14 protein-coding genes are annotated in these 19,451 nt (G+C 58.6%); 8 read left to right on the top strand and 6 right to left on the bottom strand.

From position 1 onward, the window contains the following. Positions 1-50: 50 nt before the first annotated feature. Positions 51-281, bottom strand: coding sequence for a cold shock-like protein CspD (gene cspD / locus AFK65_RS06885; RefSeq protein ID WP_007707404.1), 231 nt, complete (start codon positions 279-281; stop codon positions 51-53). Positions 282-606: 325 nt separating this feature from the next. Here cspD and clpS point away from each other — a divergent pair, with 325 nt between their 5' ends. Together clpS and clpA are read left to right on the top strand one after the other, a co-directional pair. Then, positions 607-927 (top strand): ATP-dependent Clp protease adapter ClpS, encoded by a 321-nt coding sequence (clpS, locus tag AFK65_RS06890; protein WP_004387936.1) that lies wholly within the window; start codon positions 607-609, stop codon positions 925-927. A gap of 28 nt (positions 928-955) precedes the next feature. Continuing rightward, on the top strand, positions 956-3,229 hold the full coding sequence (clpA, locus tag AFK65_RS06895; RefSeq protein WP_038857599.1) for an ATP-dependent Clp protease ATP-binding subunit ClpA: 2,274 nt from the start codon (positions 956-958) through the stop codon (positions 3,227-3,229). Between the two features lie 173 nt (positions 3,230-3,402). Here the strand turns inward: clpA and infA are convergent, their stop codons facing one another. From infA to trxB, 5 genes are all read right to left on the bottom strand, one after another. Next, the gene (infA, locus tag AFK65_RS06900; protein ID WP_001040187.1) at positions 3,403-3,621 is read right to left on the bottom strand and encodes a translation initiation factor IF-1; all 219 of its coding nucleotides are present in this window, start codon (positions 3,619-3,621) and stop codon (positions 3,403-3,405) included. 275 nt (positions 3,622-3,896) lie between these two features. Next, complete coding sequence (gene aat, locus AFK65_RS06905; RefSeq protein WP_007707412.1) at positions 3,897-4,601, bottom strand: leucyl/phenylalanyl-tRNA--protein transferase; 705 nt, start codon at positions 4,599-4,601, stop codon at positions 3,897-3,899. Between the two features lie 37 nt (positions 4,602-4,638). Beyond that, positions 4,639-6,372, bottom strand: coding sequence for a heme ABC transporter ATP-binding protein/permease CydC (gene cydC, locus AFK65_RS06910; protein ID WP_038857593.1), 1,734 nt, complete (start codon positions 6,370-6,372; stop codon positions 4,639-4,641). Further along, positions 6,373-8,139: a heme ABC transporter permease/ATP-binding protein CydD gene (gene cydD, locus AFK65_RS06915; RefSeq protein WP_038857592.1), complete on the bottom strand. Its 1,767-nt coding sequence runs from the start codon at positions 8,137-8,139 to the stop codon at positions 6,373-6,375. A 115-nt stretch (positions 8,140-8,254) separates the two neighbouring features. Further along, positions 8,255-9,223: a thioredoxin-disulfide reductase gene (trxB, locus tag AFK65_RS06920; RefSeq protein ID WP_038857591.1), complete on the bottom strand. Its 969-nt coding sequence runs from the start codon at positions 9,221-9,223 to the stop codon at positions 8,255-8,257. 469 nt (positions 9,224-9,692) lie between these two features. Between trxB and lrp the strand changes: the two genes are divergently transcribed. From lrp to AFK65_RS06950, 6 genes are all read left to right on the top strand, one after another. Then, positions 9,693-10,187, top strand: coding sequence for a leucine-responsive transcriptional regulator Lrp (lrp, locus tag AFK65_RS06925; RefSeq protein ID WP_002439523.1), 495 nt, complete (start codon positions 9,693-9,695; stop codon positions 10,185-10,187). Between the two features lie 119 nt (positions 10,188-10,306). Continuing rightward, positions 10,307-14,437 (top strand): DNA translocase FtsK, encoded by a 4,131-nt coding sequence (ftsK, locus tag AFK65_RS06930; protein WP_038857588.1) that lies wholly within the window; start codon positions 10,307-10,309, stop codon positions 14,435-14,437. A gap of 189 nt (positions 14,438-14,626) precedes the next feature. Continuing rightward, entirely contained in the window at positions 14,627-15,241 is a 615-nt protein-coding gene (lolA, locus tag AFK65_RS06935; RefSeq protein ID WP_007707449.1) for an outer membrane lipoprotein chaperone LolA, read from the top strand. Positions 15,242-15,253: 12 nt separating this feature from the next. Next, the gene (rarA, locus tag AFK65_RS06940) at positions 15,254-16,597 is read left to right on the top strand and encodes a replication-associated recombination protein RarA (protein WP_007707450.1); all 1,344 of its coding nucleotides are present in this window, start codon (positions 15,254-15,256) and stop codon (positions 16,595-16,597) included. Between the two features lie 96 nt (positions 16,598-16,693). Continuing rightward, a complete protein-coding gene (serS, locus tag AFK65_RS06945; protein ID WP_007707452.1) occupies positions 16,694-17,986 on the top strand; it encodes a serine--tRNA ligase in 1,293 nt (430 codons plus the stop codon). Positions 17,987-18,283: 297 nt separating this feature from the next. After that, on the top strand, positions 18,284-19,432 hold the full coding sequence (locus AFK65_RS06950; protein WP_007707453.1) for an MFS transporter: 1,149 nt from the start codon (positions 18,284-18,286) through the stop codon (positions 19,430-19,432). Positions 19,433-19,451 lie beyond the last annotated feature (19 nt).

A 19,451-nucleotide genomic window follows, 5' to 3' on the forward strand; every position in this document is an offset into this window, starting at 1 on the left:
CCACGGGACTGGCATTTCAGGAGCAGGATGTACACAATGAAACAGAAGAGTTACGCAACTGCGGGTGCGGCTTCTGCTTCAAGAGGGACAATGACGCTGGCATGGTTGCCTTTGGGACCCTGATGTACATCGAACCTCACGACTTGTCCGGCTTTCAGCGTTCTGTAGCCGTCCATCTGGATTGTAGAGTAGTGCGCGAAGATATCTTCGCCGCCGCCTTCAGGGCAGATGAACCCAAACCCTTTGGCGTTATTGAACCATTTAACAGTACCCGTCTCCATGCTTCGACATCCTTCATAAGTCTTATTGAGTAAGATGGATTGAACCGGTGGGTGAGGGGGGCTGTTCAAAACCTCGCCAACTCACGCTTGTACAATTTAGAGAAATCGCACTCTGCGTCAAGCGTTGAGCGGGGTCTGGCAGGTGGGATTGAGTCAAAATTTTGAAGCAGTTAACGCTATTTTCATTAATGTGACAGAGCTCGCGAATACCAGTGATAGCTGGTTGCTTGCTGAACATTAGGGTAGATTCAGGATGCGTATTACACTCAACCAGAGCGCCGGAAAACACGCTGGCTGTACTGTTTAACCATGATGACGACTGGCAATGAGTAAAGACAAAAGTTGGCTGGATTTTGACCATTTGGCGGAAGATGATCTGCGCGAAGCGCTAAAGCCGCCATCTATGTATAAAGTTATATTAATGAACGACGATTACACGCCGATGGAATTTGTTATTGACGTGCTACAAAAGTTCTTTTCTTATGATGTAGAACGTGCAACGCAACTGATGCTCACGGTTCACTATCAGGGGAAAGCCATCTGTGGCGTTTTCACCGCGGAAGTGGCGGAAACCAAAGTGGCGCTGGTGAACAAATATGCGAGGGAGAACGACCATCCGTTGTTGTGTACGCTGGAAAAAGCCTGATTAAGGCAAACTATTGAGGGGGTGCCCTATGCTCAACCAGGAACTGGAACTCAGTTTAAACATGGCTTTCGCCAGAGCGCGCGAGCACCGACACGAGTTTATGACCGTCGAGCATCTGTTACTGGCTCTGCTCAGTAACCCATCGGCACGGGAGGCGCTTGAAGCCTGCTCCGTGGATCTGGTGGCGCTGCGTCAGGAGCTCGAAGCCTTCATTGAACAAACCACACCCGTACTGCCCGCGAGCGAAGAGGAGCGCGACACTCAGCCGACGCTCAGCTTCCAGCGCGTGTTGCAGCGCGCCGTGTTCCACGTCCAGTCCTCCGGCCGTAGCGAAGTGACTGGCGCCAATGTCTTAGTGGCTATCTTCAGCGAACAGGAGTCCCAGGCGGCCTATCTGTTGCGTAAACATGAAGTCAGTCGCCTTGATGTGGTGAATTTCATCTCCCACGGTACCCGTAAAGACGAGCCAGGCCAGGCGCCGGGCAATGACAATCCGGTCAACGAAGAGCAGGCAGGCGGGGAGGAGCGTATGGAAAACTTCACCACCAATCTCAATCAGCTTGCCCGCGTTGGCGGCATCGATCCGCTGATTGGCCGTGACAAAGAGCTGGAGCGCGCGATTCAGGTGCTCTGCCGTCGCCGGAAAAACAACCCGCTGCTGGTGGGCGAGTCGGGCGTCGGGAAAACCGCGATCGCCGAGGGGCTCGCCTGGCGTATCGTGCAGGGCGACGTGCCGGAAGTCATGGCCGACTGCACTATCTACGCGCTGGATATCGGCTCGCTGCTGGCGGGCACCAAATACCGCGGCGATTTTGAAAAACGCTTTAAGGCGCTGCTCAAACAGCTGGAACAGGATAACAACAGTATCCTGTTTATCGATGAAATCCATACCATCATCGGCGCGGGCGCGGCCTCCGGCGGCCAGGTCGATGCGGCAAACCTGATTAAACCGCTGCTCTCCAGCGGCAAAATCCGGGTGATGGGCTCCACGACGTATCAGGAGTTCAGCAATATTTTCGAAAAAGACCGCGCGCTGGCGCGTCGCTTCCAGAAAATCGACATCACCGAGCCGAGCGTTGAGGAAACCGTACAGATTATTAACGGCCTGAAGCCGAAATATGAAGCGCACCACGACGTCCGTTACACCGCGAAAGCGGTACGCGCGGCGGTGGAGCTGGCGGTTAAATACATTAATGATCGCCATCTGCCGGACAAAGCCATCGACGTTATCGACGAAGCGGGCGCGCGCGCGCGTCTGATGCCAGTCAGCAAGCGTAAGAAAACCGTCAACGTGGCGGATATCGAAACCGTGGTGGCCCGCATCGCGCGTATCCCGGAGAAGAGCGTGTCGCAAAGCGATCGCGATACGCTGAAAAATCTGGGCGATCGCCTGAAAATGCTGGTGTTTGGTCAGGATAAAGCCATTGAGGTATTAACCGAAGCCATCAAAATGAGCCGCGCGGGGCTGGGGCATGACCGTAAACCGGTGGGCTCTTTCCTCTTCGCAGGCCCGACCGGCGTCGGTAAAACCGAGGTGACGGTACAGCTCTCCAAAGCGCTGGGTATTGAACTGCTGCGCTTTGATATGTCCGAGTATATGGAACGTCATACCGTGAGCCGCCTGATTGGCGCGCCTCCGGGCTACGTTGGGTTTGATCAGGGCGGCCTGCTGACCGACGCGGTCATCAAACATCCGCATGCGGTACTGCTGCTTGATGAAATCGAAAAAGCGCATCCGGACGTCTTTAACCTGCTGCTGCAGGTGATGGACAACGGCACGCTGACCGATAACAACGGGCGCAAAGCGGATTTCCGCAACGTGATTCTGGTGATGACCACCAACGCCGGCGTGCGTGAAACCGAGCGTAAATCGATTGGTCTTATCCGTCAGGATAACAGCACCGACGCGATGGAAGAGATTAAAAAGATCTTTACGCCGGAGTTCCGCAACCGTCTCGACAATATCATCTGGTTCAACCATCTCTCTACCGAGGTGATTCATCAGGTGGTCGACAAGTTCATCGTCGAACTGCAGGCGCAGCTTGACCAGAAAGGCGTCTCCCTGGAAGTTACCCAGGAAGCGCGCGACTGGCTGGCGGAGAAAGGCTACGATCGTGCGATGGGCGCACGCCCGATGACCCGCGTGATTCAGGATAACCTCAAGAAACCGCTGGCCAACGAGCTGCTCTTCGGCTCGCTGGTGGATGGCGGTCAGGTCGCCGTCGCGCTGGATAAAGAAGGCGATAAGCTGACGTACAGCTTCCAGAGCGCGCAGAAGCATAAGCCTGAAGCCGCGCACTAAAGCAGTACGCCTGTAAAGCACAACGCCGGATAGCGATATCCGGCGTTTTTTTATGGCGTTTTTATGGGCGGCGCGCATAAAAAAAGCGCCGCGAAAGGGCGACGCTTTTTCTCAGGCTGGCGCGGCAAACGGCGGCGCGGCCTGGCTTCTCTTAACAAGAAGCCGGTATAAACTTAGCGACTACGGAAGACAATGCGGCCTTTGCTCAGGTCGTACGGGGTCAGCTCAACAGTCACTTTGTCGCCCGTCAGAATGCGGATGTAGTTTTTGCGCATTTTACCGGAGATATGGGCAGTTACCACGTGACCGTTTTCCAGTTCTACGCGGAACATAGTGTTAGGTAACGTTTCAAGAACGGTACCCTGCATTTCAATATTGTCTTCTTTGGCCATCTAATCCTCTGGGGTATCACTACCATAGTTTGAACCGGCAAGATAATGCCCAAGTTCACCCATTAAGTAAAGTTTTGCGGGCGAAATGCCCGTTGTACCGCTGCGCCTGCTTGTCTCCACGACAAAACCGCGCGGGCAGCGCAAGCATAACGGGGAGCGTGAGATCCAAAGCGTTGTCTTAACGGAGGGTCCCAAAACGGCGGCAGGGTAATGGCAGTCATTTTCTGCGTGCGTAAGTATAACACCCTGACAAAAAATGTGCCGAAAACATTCTGCTATCCTGCGGACGTAAAAAGAGTTTGCGGCACCCAGCAGCGTTTTTCGAGCGGCAACGGGCGAAGTTCAGCCAGCCGCTGTAAATAATCACGGCGCGGGATCTCGACCGCGCCCAGCGAGGCGGTGTGCGGGTTGAGTACCTGACAGTCGATAAGCCTGCCGCCCTGCGCTAAAAAGTAGTCGCAAAAGACCAGCAGCGCGGTTTTGGAGGCGTTTTCCCGGCGGCTGAACATCGACTCGCCGCAAAACAGCGCGCCCTGCGCCACGCCATACATGCCGCCCACCAGCGTATCGTCCTGCCAGACTTCAATAGAGTGCGCATGGCCCAGTTCATGCAGACGCTGCCAGGCGATCACCACATCGTTGGTTATCCAGGTGCCGTCGTCGCGGTCGCTGGCGCAGCCCTGGATCACGGCGTTAAAGGCGTGGTTCAGCGTCACGCGATAGGGCGAGCGGCGGTGAAAGCGCTTCATGCTGCGGCTGATGTGTAATCGCTCAGGCCAGATCACCGCGCGCGGATCGGGCGACCACCATAAAATCGGATCGCCCGGCGAGAACCACGGGAAAATGCCCTGCTGATAGGCCATCATCAGGCGCGCCGGGCTGAGATCGCCGCCTAATGCCAGTAAGCCGTTGGGTTCACGTAACGCCCCCTCAGGCGAGGGGAAAGCAATCGAATGACGAGAAAGCTGCACCAGACGCATCACAACGGCGCTCCCTGACAACAGTGCCAAATATCAATCAATGATAGTGTACTGAACGCGCGCGAAACTGATAATAACGTCCCTGCTGCGCCAGTAATTCCTTATGACTACCTTGCTCAGTAATCTGCCCGTTGTCCATGACAATGATGCGATCGAACGCCGTCAGGCCCTGCAGACGGTGGGTCACCATCAGCAGCGTTTTTTGCGCGGCGACTTCTTTTACCAGCGTGAGTATCTGACGCTCGGTTTCAGCATCCAGTCCTTCCGTTGGTTCATCCAGTAAAAGCATCGGCGCGTCGTGCAGCAGCGCGCGGGCGATGCCGAGACGGCGCAGCTCGCCGCCGGAGAGCTGGCGTCCGCCTTCGCCAAGCCACGCGTTCAGCCCGTCGTCTTCCAGCAGTTTTTCAAGCCCCACGCGGGCGAGCGCGGCGCCGAGGGCCGCGTCATCGGTCTGCGGCGCGGCGAGCAGGAGGTTGTCGCGAAGCGTGGCGCTAAAGAGATGCACGCGCTGCGGTACGACGCTCATGGCGGCGCGCAGCGCCGCTTCGCGGTATTCGGTAATGGAGACGCCGCCAAGCGCCACGTCGCCTGAGGTCGGGTCCCAGGCGCGGGTCAAAAGTTGCAGCAGCGTCGATTTACCACAGCCGGTGCGTCCGAGGATCGCGATATGCTCGCCCGGCGCGACATCAAGCGTAATATCGCGCAGCGCAGGTTGCGGCTGGCCCGGGTAGCTAAAGCTCACGTTGCGCAGCGACAGCGAGGCCTCGCGCGGCGAATCTTTGCCCGACTCTGCAAAGGCGATGTCAGCGGGCTGGTCAATGACGTCGCTGACGCGACGCGCGGAGGCGATAACCTGGCCCAGGTGCTGGAACGCGCCGCCGACCGGCGCCAGCGCTTCAAAGGCGGCCAGCGCGCAGAAGACAAACAGCGCAATAAGCGAGCCGGGTGTGCTGTTGCCGCCAACGCCGCCTGCGGCCATCCACAGTATCAGCACCACCGTCATGCCGCTTATCAGCATCATCATCGCCTGCGAAAGCGCCGTCAGCCCGGCCTGGCGGCGCTGCGCCTCGTGCCAGACTTGCTCGGTCGCATCAAGATTATCGCGATAACGCCCGGCGGCGCCGAAAATCGACAATTCCGCCTGGCCCTGCAACCAGCCCGTCAGTTGCTGACGATAGCTGGCGCGAAGCATCGTCAGCGCTTCGCCCACCGGGCGACCGGCGCGATAGAAGAGGGGAGGGAGCAGCAGCAGCGTCGCCAGCATGATCCCGCCAAGCGTCAGCGCCAGCGTCACATCCAGCAGGCTTAAGCCAAGCGTCACCACCGCGATAACAGCGAGCGCGCCAATGAGCGGTGAAATCACGCGCAGATAGAGGTGATCCAGCGTATCGACATCCGCCACCAGGCGGTTCAACAGTTCGCCCTGACGAAAACGCGCCAGTCCAGACGGAGAAAGCGGCAGCAGGCGGCTGAAGGTATAGACTCGCAAGTGTTCAAGCACGCGGAACGTGCCTTCGTGGCTCACCAGTCGCTCGAAATAACGCCCGGCGGTGCGGATAATCGCGGCGCCGCGAACCCCTGCGGCAGGCAGCATATAGTTAAAGCTGTACAGGCCAGCCATGCCCACCACCGCGGAGGCGGAGAGAAACCAGCCGGAGAGGGTCAGCAGGCCGATGCTGGCGAGCAGCGTCACGATAGCCAGCACGACGCCAAGCGACAGCAGCCATTTGTGGCGTTTGTAGAGCGCCAGATAAGGTAGCAACGCGCGCATTTAAATCTCCTCCTGACGGTGCGCCAGCAGCGCCGCGAAATAGCCGTCGGCCTCGCTAAGCGCGGCGACGTCGCCGCGCTCCACGATACGCCCGTCGCGCATCACCCAGACTTCATCCCAGGCGGCGATATCATCAATCTGATGGGTGACCATCAATGTGGTCTGCGCCAGCGACGCGGCCTCCAGCGCCTGCATTACGCGGCGCTCGCTGCCCGCATCCAGGCTTGCGGAAGGCTCATCCAGCAGCAGCAAACGGCATGGCGTTAACAGCGCGCGGGCAACCGCCACGCGCTGCGCCTGGCCTACGGAGAGGCCGGACGACTGATCGCCAATCGGCGTGTCGACGCCCTGCGCCAGCAGCGGTAAGAATTCGCTCACCCAGGCTTTATCAAGCGCCGCCTGAAGCTGCGCGTCGCTCGCCTCGGGATCGGCCAGTAAGACGTTCTCTTTGAGCGTCCCGGCAGGCAGTTGCGGGTTTTGCCCCACCCAGCTTAACTGGCGCCGCCAGCTGTCCGGCTCCAGCTCGCGCAGTTCAACACCATTGACGCGCAGCGAGCCTTCATACGGCAGAAACCCGGCCAGCAGGTTTAAAAGCGAGCTTTTCCCGGCGCCGCTTTGCCCCACCAGCGCCACGCGTTTGCCCGCAGGCAACGTAAAATTCAGCGGCCCGGCGAGACGTTTCCCCTGCGGAGAAAGAACGATCAGGCCCTGCGCCTCAAGCGAAAGCGGCTCGCAGCCAGGAAGCTCCAGCGTGCCTTTTTCGGCATGCTGAATTGGGGTTTCAAGGAACGTTTTCAGGCTGTCCGCCGCGCCGACAGCCTGCGCTTTGGCATGGTAAAAGGTGCCGAGATCGCGCAGCGGCTGGAAGAATTCCGGCGCCAGAATCAGCGCCAGGAAACCGGCGAACAGCGTAACGCCGGTGCCGTAATGGCCAAAATTCAGCTCGCCCAGATAAGAGAAGCCGAAATAAACCGCGACCAGCGCAATGGAAAGCGAGGTGAAAAACTCCAGCACGCCGGAGGAGAGAAACGCCAGGCGCAATACTTCCATCGTTCGCTGGCGGAAATCCTGCGAGGCAGCCTGAATATTGTGCGTTTCCGCCGCGCCGCGGTGGAAAAGGCGCAGCGTTTCCATACCGCGCAGGCGGTCAAGGAAGTTGCCGCTAAGGCGCGCCAGCGCCTGAAAATTGCGGCGGTTGGCGTCGGCTGCGCCCATGCCGACCATCGCCATAAACAGCGGGATCAGCGGCGCGGTGCAAAGCAGGATCAGCGCCGCCGCCCAGTTATAAGGGAAAATCGCCAGCACAATCAGCAGCGGCACGCTCGCCGCCAGCGCCATTTGCGGCAGGTAGCGGGCGTAGAAATCGTGCATATCGTCAATCTGCTCAAGGATAAGCGTCGCCCAGCTGCCGGCGGGTTTTCCCTGGATCCAGGCAGGCCCGGCCTCCTGCAGGCGGTTCATCACCTGCCGGCGAATGCGGGCGCGGATATGTTGCCCGGCATGAAACCCGACTTTTTCGCGCAGCCATACCACCCAGGCGCGCAGCACAAAGACCAGAATCAACAGCACAAACGGCAGCAGCAGCGCCTCGCGCGGGATGCTTTTGATTATCAAATCGTTAAGGAGATCGGCCAGCAGCCAGGCCTGCGCGACGATAAGCAAACCGCTTACCACGCCCAGCAGGCGCGACAGGCTGAGCCAGCGACGGGAGAGAACGCTTTGCTGCTTAAGCCAGCGGGTCAGTTCTTGTTGACGGGTTTTATTCATTGCATGCACTGAGCAGTAAAATCCAGAGTGCTCGCCGCAAGGCGAGAGAGCAGGCAATGTTACAACGGGGATAAAAGAAAGGCGACTGATTCGTCGCCTTGTTTAACGTGCGGAATTAACTCTGCTTTTCAGCGAGGCCGTCCAGGTAGCGTTCGGCGTCCAGCGCGGCCATACAGCCGGTACCGGCGGAGGTGATAGCCTGACGGTAAATATGGTCCATCACGTCGCCCGCGGCGAAGACGCCCGGGATGCTGGTCTGGGTGGCGTTGCCGTGAATGCCGGACTGCACTTTGATGTAGCCGTTCTCAAGCTCCAGCTGGCCGTCAAAAATCGCGGTGTTCGGGCTGTGGCCAATCGCGACGAACAGGCCTGCGACATCCAGCGTCTCGATGTTTTCCGGGTTCACGGTGTCGCGCAGACGCAGGCCGCTCACACCCATCTGGTCGCCAGTCACTTCTTCCAGCGTGCGATGGGTGTGCAGCACGATGTTGCCGCTTTCCACTTTATCCATCAGGCGCTTTATCAGGATCTTCTCGGCGCGGAAGGTGTCGCGACGGTGGATCAGGTGCACTTCAGAGGCGATATTCGCCAGATACAGCGCTTCTTCTACGGCCGTGTTGCCGCCGCCGATGACCGCGACTTTCTGGTTGCGGTAGAAGAACCCGTCACAGGTGGCGCAGGCGGAGACGCCGCGGCCTTTGTAGGCTTCTTCAGACGGCAGACCCAGATAACGCGCGGAGGCGCCGGTGGCGATGATAAGCGCGTCGCAGGTGTATTCGCCGCTGTCGCCGATAAGACGGAACGGACGGTTTTGCAGATCGACCTTGTTGATATGGTCGAACAGGATTTCTGTTTCAAACTTCGCGGCATGCTCGTGCATGCGTTCCATCAACAGCGGACCGGTCAGATCGTGCGGGTCGCCCGGCCAGTTTTCCACTTCGGTGGTCGTGGTCAACTGACCGCCTTTTTCCATACCGGTAATCAGAACCGGCTTCAGGTTGGCGCGCGCCGCGTAGACCGCAGCGGTGTATCCCGCCGGGCCGGAGCCAAGAATTAACAGCTTACTGTGTTTAGCCGTGCCCATGAGATCCTCATTGTTGTTGGCAGACAATGGGCTGGATTGTAGGGAATTTACGGGGCTAAAAAAAGAGTGTGGCAATTTTGTTAACGATTCATGCAATAGCCGCGGCCGATAGCGTCATTATTTTTACTGATTAAAAAGCGCGGCGGATAAGGCAGTAAAATGAGGAATAATCGCCGCTCGTTACCACTCTCTGGCACGTTCTACTAAAAATCGATGTTTTGCTTTGACAATCCCCTGCGCTTTTGCGAAAACATTCGAGGAAGAAAAAAGGGTTGGCTTTGGTTGCAGCGCATTCTGGCGCAAGCTTGTGCCACTTTCCGGGCTATTGAAATTCACGCATGGCGTGGACAGACGCCATGCGTAATGTCGATAGCTGCCAGCGGGCAACGGTCTTCTAACTGACGCCCTGAACAGTGAAGTGCAACGGGTAATGGCAGGTGTAGGGAAGGAATACAGAGAGACAATAATAATGGTAGATAGCAAAAAGCGCCCTGGCAAAGATCTCGACCGTATCGATCGTAACATTCTTAATGAGCTGCAAAAGGATGGGCGCATTTCTAACGTCGAGCTTTCAAAAAGAGTGGGTCTTTCACCGACGCCGTGCCTTGAGCGCGTTCGTCGCCTGGAACGACAGGGTTTCATTCAGGGCTATACGGCGCTGCTGAACCCGCATTATCTGGATGCCTCACTTCTGGTATTTGTTGAGATTACTCTGAATCGTGGCGCGCCGGATGTGTTTGAGCAGTTTAATTCCGCTGTACAAAAGCTGGAAGAAATTCAGGAGTGCCATCTGGTTTCGGGCGATTTCGACTACCTGTTGAAAACCCGCGTACCGGATATGTCCGCGTACCGTAAGCTGCTGGGCGAAACCCTGCTGCGTCTGCCGGGCGTAAACGACACCCGCACTTACGTCGTGATGGAAGAAGTCAAGCAAAGTAATCGTCTGGTTATTAAGACCCGCTAACACAGAACAGGTGCAAACCGGGCGTAGTTTGATTACACTCCTGTTAATCCATACAGCAGCAGTGGCGGGGTTTCTCGCCACTGCTGTCCGTTTTACCTCATGGACCTGGAGAGCCTGTCTTGAGCCAGGAATACACCGAAGACAAAGAAGTCACACTCACTAAATTAAGCAGCGGGCGACGACTGCTCGAAGCGCTGCTGATCCTCGTGGTGCTGTTTGCCGTCTGGCTGATGGCCGCCCTGTTAAGCTTTAACCCTTCCGATCCGAGCTGGTCACAAACGGCCTGGCATGAGCCTATCCATAATCTGGGCGGCGCGCCGGGGGCCTGGCTTGCGGACACGCTGTTCTTTATTTTCGGCGTGATGGCCTACACCATTCCCGTGATTATGGTGGGCGGCTGCTGGTTTGCCTGGCGTCAGCGCGGCAACGAAGATTACATCGACTATTTCGCGGTAGCGCTGCGCCTTATCGGCGTGCTGGCGCTGATCCTTACTTCCTGCGGGCTGGCGGCGATTAACGCCGACGATATCTGGTATTTCGCCTCCGGCGGCGTGATTGGCAGCCTGCTCAGCACCGCGCTTCAGCCGATGCTGAACAGCAGCGGCGGCACCATTGCGCTGCTCTGCGTCTGGGCGGCAGGGCTGACGTTGTTTACCGGCTGGTCCTGGGTCAGCATCGCCGAGAAAATCGGCAGCGTCGTGCTTACCGTACTGACGTTCGCCAGCAACCGTACCCGCCGTGACGACACCTGGCAGGATGAAGACGACTACGAGGACGATGAAGAGCACGACGAATATGAAGAGGATGAGCGTGAGCCTCAACCCGCGAAAGGGGAATCCCGTCGCGCGCGTATTCTTCGTGGTGCTTTAGCCCGCCGCCAGCGGCTGGCGGACAAATTCAGCAACCCTGTCGCCCGTAAAACCGACGCCGCGCTCTTTTCAGGCAAGCGTATGGATGACGCCGACGAGGTGCAATACAGCGTGCGCGGCACCCCTGCGGATGCTGACGACGTGCTGTTCTCCGGCCATAAAGTGACCGAGCCGGACGCGTTTTATGATGAAAACGATCCGCTGCTGAACGGCCATTCTATTGCCGATCCGGCCGCCGTTGCCGCGGCCGCTACGCCGGTGGCGCCTGTCTGGGCATCCGCTCAAACGGCCATGCCGTCTGAAGCGGTAAATGTACAGGCGCCGGACGTTGCGCCTGAGATTGAATGGCATTCCGCGCCTTCGGCGCCGCAGTCGCATCCGGGCATCGCGCCGGAGCCGGATTACTACGCGCAGCCGCCAGTCGCGCAAGCGCCGCTACAGGAAGAAGAGTACTGGCAACCCGCGCCGAACAGCGCGCCGGTAGCCCCCGCTTATCAACCTGCGCAACAGCCGCAGCCCTATCAGACGCAGCAACCGCATCCTGGGGCGTATCAACAGGCACCGCACGATCCGTATGCGCAGCCGCACGCCGCACAGTATGCGCCAGACCCTTACGCGCCTGCGCCTGAACCCTATACCCCTGCGCCGCAGCCATCTTACGCCGCGTCGCAACCGTACGCCCCGGCACCGGCGCACGAGCCGGAGCCCGCAGCCCCGGTGGAAGAAGTGAAGCCCGCGCGTCCGCCGCTGTATCATTTCGAAGAAGTGGAAGCGCAGCGCGCCCGCGAGCGCGAACAGCTGGCCGCCTGGTATCAGCCGATTCCTGAGCCGGAAGAGCTTACCCGTAAGCCTGAGCCCGCACGGGCGCCTGAGCCTGCACCTGCGGCGCCGTCAGTCTCCGCTACCGATATAACAGGCGCCGCCGCGTCCGGCCTGAATGTGGCCGCGCAGGCGACCGCCGCCGCGGCTTCCGTGCACGGTGCGGCGCAGGCAACATCGGCGGCAGCGCAAACCGCGGGCCTGGCTTTTACGCCAGTGGCCGGCGAGGCGCCGCGTCCGCAGGTGAAAGAGGGCATTGGCCCGCAGCTGCCGCGCCCGAACCGCGTTCGTGTGCCTACGCGTCGTGAACTGGCTTCCTATGGCATTAAACTGCCTTCTCAGCGGATGGCGGAAGAACGCGCCCGCGAAGAGGCGGAGCGTCGTATGGCGCAACAGCAGCAGGGCGTTTCCGATGAAGAAGCGGATGCGATGTACCAGGATGAGCTGGCGCGTCAGTTCGCCGCGTCCCAGCAGCAGCGTTACGGTGAAGAATACCAGGCGGAGATGAGCCCGGAAGAGGAAGACGCCGCTGAGCAGGCGGAGCTGGCGCGCCAGTTTGCCGCGTCTCAGCAGCAGCGTTATTCCGCCCCGCAACCGTCTGGCGCTGCGCCATTTGCGCCGGATGAGGCAGCGTATTCTCCGACGGCGCAGGTAAACGAGAGCCCGAGCCAGCCGCTGTTCATGCCGGAGCCTGCCGCGCCACAGCCGCATCGCCCGGTATCACCGGCTGAGACGCAACACTATCAACAGCCGCCGCAACAGCCACCCGCGCATGTTGCGCCTGTGCGGCCCGCAGCGCCTGCGCAAAGCTACGCGCCGTCGCAGGCTTATACGCCGCAGCCGCAGGCACCGCAGGGTTATGCACAACCTGTTACCACGCATCAGCCTCAGGTGTCGCCGCCGCAGTACGCTGCGCCAGAGGCGGCCCACCAGCCGTATTCAGCGCCTGCGCAGTACCAGACGGAGCCTCCGGCCGCGCCTGTACAGCCTCATCAGCCTGCGGCTCCGGCATCGCCTCGCGACAGCCTGATCCACCCGCTGCTGATGCGTAACGGCGAAGAGCTGCCGAAGCATAAACCGTCAACGCCGCTGCCGTCGCTGGATCTCCTTACGTCGCCGCCTGCGGAAGTGGAGCCGGTAGATACCTTCGCCCTGGAGCAGATGGCGCGTCTGGTGGAGGCGCGTCTCGCCGATTTCCGCATTAAAGCTGATGTGGTGAACTACTCGCCAGGCCCGGTCATTACCCGTTTCGAGCTGAACCTGGCGCCGGGCGTTAAGGCCGCGCGCATTTCTAACCTGTCGCGCGATCTGGCCCGTTCGCTCTCGACCGTCGCGGTGCGCGTGGTGGAAGTGATCCCCGGCAAGCCGTATGTCGGCCTTGAGCTGCCGAACAAAAAGCGTCAGACCGTTTACCTGCGTGAAGTGCTCGACTGCGCGAAATTCCGTGAGAACCCGTCGCCGCTGAGCGTGGTGCTCGGTAAAGATATCGCCGGCGATCCGGTCGTGGCGGATCTTGCGAAAATGCCGCACCTGTTGGTGGCCGGTACGACCGGTTCCGGTAAATCGGTGGGCGTGAACGCCATGATCCTGAGTATGCTCTATAAAGCGACGCCGGAAGAGGTGCGCTTTATCATGATCGACCCGAAAATGCTGGAGCTGTCAGTGTATGAAGGCATTCCGCATCTCCTGACTGAAGTGGTCACCGACATGAAAGACGCCGCCAACGCGCTGCGCTGGAGCGTGAATGAGATGGAGCGCCGCTACAAGCTGATGTCGGCGCTCGGCGTGCGTAACCTCGCCGGTTACAACGAGAAGATTGCTGAAGCTAAACGTATGGGCCGACCGATCCCGGATCCGTACTGGAAACCGGGCGACAGCATGGACGCCACCCATCCGGTGCTGGAAAAACTGCCGTATATCGTGGTGCTGGTCGATGAGTTCGCCGATCTGATGATGACGGTCGGTAAAAAAGTCGAAGAGCTGATCGCGCGTCTCGCGCAGAAAGCGCGTGCGGCGGGTATTCACCTGGTGCTGGCGACGCAACGCCCGTCCGTGGATGTCATCACCGGCCTGATTAAAGCCAACATTCCGACGCGTATCGCGTTTACCGTATCCAGCAAAATCGACTCGCGCACCATTCTCGATCAGGGCGGCGCGGAATCGCTGCTGGGGATGGGGGATATGCTCTACTCCGGTCCGAACTCCTCCATGCCGGTGCGTGTTCACGGCGCCTTCGTGCGTGATGAAGAAGTCCATGCCGTTGTGCAGGACTGGAAAGCGCGCGGCCGTCCGCAATATGTTGATGGGATTACCTCCGACAGCGAAAGCGAGGGCGGCGGCGGCGGTTTTGACGGCGGCGAAGAACTGGATCCGCTGTTCGATCAGGCCGTCTCGTTCGTGGTGGAAAAACGTAAAGCGTCAATTTCCGGCGTACAGCGTCAGTTCCGCATCGGCTATAACCGCGCGGCGCGCATTATCGAACAGATGGAAATGCAGGGCATCGTCAGCGAGCAGGGCCATAACGGCAACCGCGAAGTGCTGGCGCCGCCGCCGTTCGAGTAACCGTTCTTTTCCCTGCGCGCGCGTCATCTGGCAGCGTGCGCAGGGCGTCACGCTCATCATGATTCTGAAAAGATGGGTAAATTACCAAAAAATCAGGTTTTTCTTCTGTCGAAAATGTCAGCCTTATGGCTACAGTTAGGGACAGTAAGCGATCCCGTACCGGGGTCGGTCGTATTCTGAGGGATAACAATGAAAAAAATCGCCGTTACCTGTGCTTTGCTTTCCGCGTTTGCCGTATCGTCCGTCTGGGCGGATGCCGCAGGCGATTTGAAAAGCCGCCTTGATAAAGTCAGCAGCTTCCACGCCAGCTTCACCCAGAAAGTGACCGATGGCAGCGGGGCCGCCGTTCAGGAAGGCCAGGGCGATCTGTGGGTCAAACGTCCGAATCTTTTCAACTGGCATATGACGCAGCCGGATGAAAGCGTGCTGATTTCCGATGGCAAAACGCTGTGGTTCTACAACCCGTTTGTAGAGCAGGCGAGCGCCACCTGGCTGAAAGACGCCACCAGCAATACGCCGTTTATGCTGATTGCGCGTAATCAGAGCAGCGACTGGCAGCAGTACAACATTAAACAGAACGGCGATGATTTCGTGCTGACGCCGAAAGCCAGCAGCGGCAACCTGAAGCAGTTCACCATCAACGTGAGCCGCGATGGCACCATTAATCAGTTCAGCGCCGTTGAGCAGGACGATCAGCGCAGTAACTATCAGCTTAAATCCCAGCAGAATGGCGCGGTGGATATGAGCAAATTTACCTTTACGCCGCCGCAGGGCGTAACGGTGGACGACCAGCGTAATAAGTAAGTAGAGGTCCGGGTGGGCAATCTTTCGCTCGATTTTTCCGAAAACACCTTTCAGCCTCTGGCCGCGCGTATGCGGCCAGAAAATCTGGCGCAGTATATCGGGCAGCAGCATCTGCTGGCGCCCGGTAAGCCGCTGCCCCGCGCTATCGAGGCAGGGCATCTGCACTCCATGATCCTCTGGGGCCCGCCGGGCACCGGGAAAACCACGCTTGCCGAAGTCATCGGGCGTTACGCGAATGCTGATGTGGAACGTATTTCGGCGGTGACATCCGGCGTGAAAGAGATTCGTGAAGCCATTGAGCGCGCCCGCCAGAACCGCAATGCGGGTCGCCGCACGATTTTGTTCGTCGACGAAGTGCATCGCTTTAACAAAAGCCAGCAGGACGCCTTCCTGCCGCACATCGAAGACGGCACCATTACGTTTATCGGCGCGACCACGGAAAATCCGTCGTTTGAGCTGAACTCGGCGCTGCTTTCCCGCGCGCGCGTCTATCTGCTGAAATCCCTGACGGTGGAAGATATCGAACAGGTGCTGACGCAGGCGATGAACGACCGGGAGCGCGGCTACGGCGGCCAGGATATCGTATTACCGGATGCAACCCGGCTCGCCATCGCGGAGCTGGTCAACGGCGATGCGCGCCGCGCGCTTAATACGCTGGAAATGATGGCCGATATGGCGCCGACCGATGACAACGGCAAACGGGTGCTGAAACCCGAACTGCTGACGGAAATCGCTGGCGAGCGCAGCGCCCGCTTTGATAATAAAGGCGACCGTTTTTACGATTTGATTTCCGCGCTGCATAAGTCGGTGCGCGGCTCCGCACCCGATGCGGCGCTCTACTGGTACGCGCGTATTATCAGCGCGGGCGGCGATCCGCTGTATGTCGCCCGGCGCTGTCTGGCGATCGCCTCGGAAGATGTCGGCAATGCCGATCCGCGCGCCATGCAGGTAGCGATTTCCGCGTGGGACTGCTTTACGCGCGTCGGCCCGGCGGAAGGCGAAAGGGCGATTGCCCAGGCGATTGTCTATCTCGCCTGCGCGCCGAAGAGCAACGCGGTCTATACCGCCTTCAAGGCGGCGCTGAAAGACGCGCGCGACCGCCCGGATTACGACGTACCGGAACATCTGCGCAACGCCCCGACGAAGCTCATGAAGGAAATGGGTTACGGACAGGAGTACCGTTATGCGCATGACGAACCCAACGCCTACGCGGCTGGCGAAGACTACTTCCCCGCGGAAATGGCACAAACGCGCTACTATCACCCCACCAACAGAGGTCTTGAAGGCAAGATTGGCGAAAAGCTAGCCTGGCTTGCTGAGCAGGATCAGAAAAGCCCCACAAAACGCTACCGCTAACGCGATCGTTGCGGTAAGGTTAATCGTTGAATATCAGTGCGACCGCAGGCTGCGGTCGCCTTTCCCTTTTCTTTTTTCGATAAGCACAGGATAAGCATGCTCGATCCCAATCTGCTGCGTACCGAGCCAGACGCAGTCGCAGAAAAACTGGCACGCCGGGGCTTTAAGCTGGATGTAGATAAGCTGGTCGCTCTTGAAGAGCGTCGTAAAGTTCTGCAGGTAAAAACTGAAAATCTGCAGGCTGAACGTAACTCGCGATCGAAATCCATCGGCCAGGCGAAAGCGCGTGGGGAGGATATTGAGCCGCTTCGTCTGGAAGTGAACAAACTCGGCGAAGAGCTTGATGCGGCGAAAAATGAGCTGGATGCGCTGCTCGCTGAAATCCGTGATATCGCGCTGACCCTGCCGAACCTGCCGGATGATGACGTACCGCTTGGTAAAGACGACAGCGAAAACGTGGAAGTGAGCCGCTGGGGCACGCCGCGTAAATTCGATTTCGAAATCCGCGATCATGTGACGCTGGGCGAAACGCTGGGCGGCCTGGATTTTGCGAGCGCCGTGAAGCTGACCGGCTCGCGTTTTGTGGTTATGAAAGGGCAGATTGCCCGCCTGCACCGCGCGCTGGCCCAGTTTATGCTGGATCTGCATACCGAAGAGCATGGCTATAGCGAAAACTATGTGCCGTACCTGGTGAACCATGACACGCTCTACGGTACGGGTCAGTTGCCGAAGTTCGCAGGCGATCTATTCCACACGCGTCCGCTGGAAGAAGAAGCCGACAGCAGTAACTACGCGCTGATCCCGACGGCGGAAGTGCCGCTGACGAACCTCGTGCGCGATGAGATCATCGACGAAGAGACGCTGCCTGTTAAAATGACCGCGCATACGCCGTGCTTCCGCTCTGAAGCGGGTTCTTACGGTCGCGACACCCGTGGTCTTATTCGTATGCACCAGTTCGATAAAGTGGAAATGGTGCAGATTGTACGTCCGGAAGATTCCATGCAGGCGCTGGAAGAGATGACGGGCCATGCGGAGAAAGTGCTGCAACTGCTCGGTCTGCCGTATCGTAAAGTACTGCTGTGCTCTGGCGACATGGGCTTCGGCGCGCGTAAAACCTACGACCTGGAAGTCTGGCTTCCGGCGCAGGATACGTACCGCGAAATCTCTTCCTGCTCCAACATGTGGGATTTCCAGGCTCGCCGTATGCAGGCGCGCTGCCGCAGCAAATCTGATAAAAAGACGCGTCTGGTGCACACGCTGAACGGCTCAGGTCTGGCGGTAGGACGTACGCTGGTCGCTGTGCTGGAGAACTATCAGCAGGCGGATGGACGCATCGAAATTCCTGACGTGCTGCGTCCGTATATGAAAGGGCTTGAGTTCATCGGTTAAGGTGAATGGCCCGTTCTTTTAAAAGCGCCTGCGGGCGCTTTTTTCGTTTTTACCCCGCCTGTTTTTTTAGCAGAATTATTGATAAATTTTTTCATCGATATCCGCGCAGTATTATTCAGCTAAATTATTATTTTTAATAGATAAAGATAAGTAAAACGCGTCAGTGCCGTAACGGATAAATGAACGCTGTTCATCGACAGCCTGTTTCAGCCAGAAAAGGCGATTTCTGGCAGATTGACTTTGCCGCGGCTGGTGGCATGATGCGCACGAATTCTTACCTTCCTCACGGTTTTATCCATGTCTATCTATACCCGGCCAGTGCTGCTTTTGCTCTGTGGCCTGCTTCTGTTGACCCTGGCGATAGCGGTGTTAAATACGCTCGTACCGCTGTGGCTTGCCCATGACAATCTGCCGACCTGGCAGGTCGGTATGGTCGGTTCATCCTATTTTACCGGCAACCTGCTGGGCACGTTGATTACCGGGGCGCTTATCAAGCGCTATGGATTTAACCGCAGCTACTATCTCGCCTCGCTGATTTTCGCCGCTGGCTGCGCCGGGCTTGGCGTGACGCTCGGTTTCTGGAGCTGGCTGGCGTGGCGCTTTATCGCCGGTGTCGGCTGCGCCATGATTTGGGTGGTCGTGGAAAGCGCGCTCATGTGCAGCGGTACGGCACGCAACCGCGGGCGCCTGCTGGCGGCGTATATGATGGTTTACTATCTTGGCACGGTTGCGGGCCAGTTGATGGTCAGTAAACTGCCGACCGACCTGATGAGCGTTCTGCCGTGGGTCACCGGCATGGTGATGGCGGCCATTCTGCCGCTGCTCTTTACTCGTATCGTTAACAGCAGTAGCGAGCATCAGGAAAAAACGCACGTCTGGCCGATGTTTAAGCTGCGTCAGGCGCGTCTCGGCGTTAACGGCTGTATTATCTCTGGCATTGTGCTGGGCTCGCTGTATGGCCTGATGCCGCTGTATCTCAACCATCAGGGCGTGAGCGACGCCGGGATTGGCTTCTGGATGGCGGTGATGGTGAGCGCCGGGATTATCGGCCAGTGGCCAATTGGTAAGCTGGCTGACCGCTTCGGGCGTTTGCTGGTGCTGCGCGTGCAGGTGTTTGTCGTGATTGTGGGCTGTATGGCGATGCTGGCGCAGGCCGCGATGGCGCCTGCGCTGTTTGTGCTGGGGGCCGCCGGTTTTACGCTTTATCCGGTTGCGATGGCCTGGGCCTGCGAGAAAGTCGAGCACCATCAGCTGGTGGCGATGAATCAGGCGCTGCTGCTGAGCTATACCATCGGCAGCCTGTTGGGGCCTACGTTCACGGCGATGCTGATGCAGAGCTATTCAGACAGCCTTCTGTTCGTGATGATTGCCAGCGTGTCTTTTGTCTATCTGATGATGCTGATGCGCAAAGCCGGGCATCATCCTACGCCGGTGGCACACGCCTGATAACAAAACGCCCGCATGA

The organism is Cronobacter universalis NCTC 9529, from assembly GCF_001277175.1.
Taxonomy (GTDB): domain Bacteria; phylum Pseudomonadota; class Gammaproteobacteria; order Enterobacterales; family Enterobacteriaceae; genus Cronobacter; species Cronobacter universalis.